This window comes from Rhodococcus sp. (in: high G+C Gram-positive bacteria) (assembly GCF_049591685.1).
GTDB lineage: Bacteria > Actinomycetota > Actinomycetes > Mycobacteriales > Mycobacteriaceae > Rhodococcoides.
Map to the genome: position 1 here is coordinate 1 of NZ_JBAWFH010000137.1, position 3248 is coordinate 3248.

4 protein-coding genes are annotated in these 3248 nt (G+C 67.5%); 1 reads left to right on the forward strand and 3 read right to left on the reverse strand.

The genetic code is table 11. From position 1 onward, the window contains the following. Positions 1-578: ribulose-phosphate 3-epimerase (gene rpe, locus WBQ44_RS05910; RefSeq protein WP_495565795.1), on the reverse strand; the 578-nt coding region annotated here is incomplete at its 3' end. 64 nt (positions 579-642) lie between these two features. Beyond that, complete coding sequence (locus WBQ44_RS05915; RefSeq protein WP_495565796.1) at positions 643-1020, reverse strand: VOC family protein; 378 nt, start codon at positions 1018-1020, stop codon at positions 643-645. A gap of 331 nt (positions 1021-1351) precedes the next feature. Between WBQ44_RS05915 and WBQ44_RS05920 the strand changes: the two genes are divergently transcribed. Further along, positions 1352-1927 carry a helix-turn-helix domain-containing protein gene (locus tag WBQ44_RS05920; protein ID WP_495565797.1) on the forward strand — a complete coding sequence of 192 codons (576 nt, stop codon included), beginning with the start codon at positions 1352-1354 and terminating at the stop codon, positions 1925-1927. Positions 1928-1984: 57 nt separating this feature from the next. Here the strand turns inward: WBQ44_RS05920 and WBQ44_RS05925 are convergent. After that, on the reverse strand, positions 1985-3248 hold a 1264-nt coding region (locus WBQ44_RS05925; protein ID WP_495565798.1), incomplete at its 5' end, for an RsmB/NOP family class I SAM-dependent RNA methyltransferase.

A 3248-nucleotide genomic window follows, 5' to 3' on the forward strand; every position in this document is an offset into this window, starting at 1 on the left:
AAGCAGTCGACACCCGCTTCGGCCGCCTGCTCGACGGTGTCGACGTTGATACCGCCGTCGATCTCCACGACCAGTTTCAGTTCGCCCGCGTCGACGAGATTGCGCACGATCCGCGCCTTGTTCAACACCTCGGGCATGAAGGACTGTCCCCCGAAGCCCGGTTCGACGCTCATCACGAGCAACGTGTCGAACTCTCGCAGAATCTCGAGGTACGGCTCGATGGGTGTGCCCGGTTTGACGGACAGACCGGCCTTGGCTCCCGCGGCACGAATGTCTTTCGCGACCGCGACCGGATCGTCGGCGGCCTCGGCGTGGAACGTCACGTTGTAGGCGCCCGCTTCGGCGTAGGGCGGGGCCCACCGCGCCGGGTCCTCGATCATGAGGTGACAGTCGAGAGGAATGTCGGTGGCCTCGAGCAGGCTCTTCACCACCGGTAGTCCGAGAGTCAGATTGGGTACGAAGTGCGCGTCCATCACGTCGACGTGCAGCCAGTCGGAGCCGGCTACTGCTTCGGCTTCTTCGCCGAGGCGAGCGAAGTCCGCGGACAGGATGGACGGTGCGATCATCGGAGCAGCCACGCGATCAGCGTAGTCGTCTTCCGCGACAGCGTCCGACCACCCTGCGGACCCGGTGCTGCTCGGTTCAGCCCCAGTTCTCGGCTCTGGTGAGGCAGAACGGATGTCCGGAGGGATCGAGAAGAACCCGCCAGGTCTCCCCCGGCTGCTCGGCCGGCATCGTCGCGCCCAGAGACACCGCACGGTTCGCTGCGTCGTCGAGGTCCGCTACCGCGAGGTCGAAGTGAAACTGCTTGGTGCCGTACTGATTCGGCCACGCGGGTGCCTGAAAGTCCTCGACCCTGCCGAAACCGAGGGCGTTGCTCGGGCCCGAGAGCATGGCGTACTCCTTCTCTGCGTGCACGACGTCCCAACCCAGGATTGCCGACCAGAATGTCGCGCTCACCTCCGGGTCTGCACAGTCCACTGTCACCATTTTCAGTGTGGCGATGGGCATCTCGGTCATGTTCACTCCTCCGCGGTCTGTACGTGTACCAGGTTCGTGTGTCAGCCTCCTACACTCCACCGAATGGCGGATCGGAAAAACGCGACCCGCCCGACGTCGACTCATGCCGGGATCCTTCGCCCCGACCAGCTCGCCCGCCACGTCGAGCTCGCCAGGTTGCCGTGCGCGGACGTTCTCTCCCCGTGGATCGAGTACTACTGGACTCTCCGCTGGGATTTGCCCGCCGGTGCCGTGTACTGCAGTTCGACCCTGCCGCATCCGTCGTGCACCCTGAGCATCGAGCGCGGGCACGTACGCGACGCGGTCGCGAACCTGGGCGGCCCGGTGGCGGGTGACCGGAGTGCTCACCCGCCGCTTCGACGTGAGGGTGGCGGAGAGCGGGTGGGTGTTCGGCGCCAAATTCCGCCCCGGCGGCTTCCCCAGCTTCACCGGCACGGTGGCACGGGAGCTGCGGGACGTGCAGGCGACCGCACCGACCGCGTTCCATCCGGACGCGGTTGCCGCACTGCCGGAACTGGGCCCGGACGTCGATGCAGACGACTGCCGGTCCGTGATGGACGACACCTGCGCGCCTACGCCGGGACGCCCGAACCCGACTACTCGCGCGTTCTCTTCTATCACGGCGACAATGCTGAACGACCGCTCACTGATCCGGGAGGCGCAGCTGGAGGAACGATGCGGACTCGGCACGCGGCGGGTGCAGCGCCTCTTCGAACGGTACGTCGGAGCGACGCCGAAATGGGTTCTGGCCCGGTACCGCATGCACGACGCCGTCAGCGACCTCGACTCCGGCTACCGGGGAACCTTCACCGACCTCGCGGCGCGACACGGTTGGTTCGACCAGGCGCACTTCACTCGCGAATTCACCGAACTGGTGGGTGTGCCTCCCGGTGAATACCTGAAGTGACACAGCCTTATCACTCAGTGCTGCTGGGTCGCTGCCGCTACGCGCTGGTCGCTGCCGCTACGCGCTGGGTCGCTGCAACGCAGCGAAGAACATGGCGTCCGTTCCGTGCCGGTGCGGCCAGAGCTGAACCGACGGCCCGTCGCCGACGTCCGCGACCTCCGGTACGAGCGTGCGTGTGTCGAGCTCGCGGACGCCGTGCCGGCGGACCGCGTCCGCGACGACGGCGGTGGTTTCGGACAGGTGGGGTGAGCAAGTCGAATACACGACCACTCCCCCTGGCCGTACGAGTCGCAGCGCGGAGGCGAGCAGTTCCTTCTGTAGCTTGACCAGGCCCGCGACGTCGTCGGCCGACCGCCGCCAGCGCGCTTCGGGACGTCGCCGCAACGCACCGAGTCCGGTACACGGCGCGTCGACGAGGACGCGATCGTAGCCACCGCCTAGACCCGTGTCGCGGCCGTCGACCACGTGCACGGTGACGGGAAGAGTCTTGGTCGTCTTTCGTACGAGTTCGGCGCGATGCGGTGTCGGTTCGACGGCGTCGAGGTGCGCCCCATCGATCTCGGCGAGTGCGCCGAGCAGGGCGGCTTTCCCGCCGGGCCCCGCGCACAGGTCGAGCCAACGACCGCCGTCCGGACCGTCGAGGGGCGCCATCGTCAGAGCGCGGGCGACCAGCTGGCTACCTTCGTCCTGCACGCCGGCCAGGCCGTCGCGTACTGCGTCCAGTTTGCCGGGGTCACCGCCGTCGAGGTACACAGCGTAGGGCGAGTACCGGCCTTCTTCGCCGCCGGTGATCAGTGCCAGTTCCTCGGCCGAAATCTCTCCGGGCCGGGCGACGAGATGCACCGCCGGTCTCGCGTCATCGGCTTCGAGCACAGCGGCGAGTTCTCCGGCGTCCGCGCCCAGCGCGTCGGCGAACGACTGAGCGATCCACCGGGGATGCGCGTTGGCGAAGGCGAGCCGACCGACAGGGTCTTTGTCGGCATCGGGCGCGAGCTCGTCGACCCACTGGTCGGCTGTCTTCTCCGAGACTCTGCGTAGTACCGCGTTGACGAATCCGGCTTTGCCACTGCCGAATTCTGCGCGTGTCAGGTCCACCGATGTTGCAACAGCGGCGTGCGGTGCGACCCTCGTGCGCAACAGCTGATACGCCCCGAGCCGCAAGATGTCGAGCAAGCCGCCGTCGATGTCGGCAATACTGCGACCCGAACCGCTCTCGATGACCGCGTCGAGCAAACCCCGCGCGCGCGAGGCGCCGTAGGCGAGCTCGGTGGCCAGGGCGGCGTCGCGGGTGTCGAGCTTGCGGTCGCGCAGCAAACCGGGC

Excerpts from the sequence above, each read along its gene's own strand:
- WBQ44_RS05915 (WP_495565796.1), bottom strand. The coding sequence starts at position 1,020 with ATGACCGAGATGCCCATCGCCACACTGAAAATGGTGACAGTGGACTGT.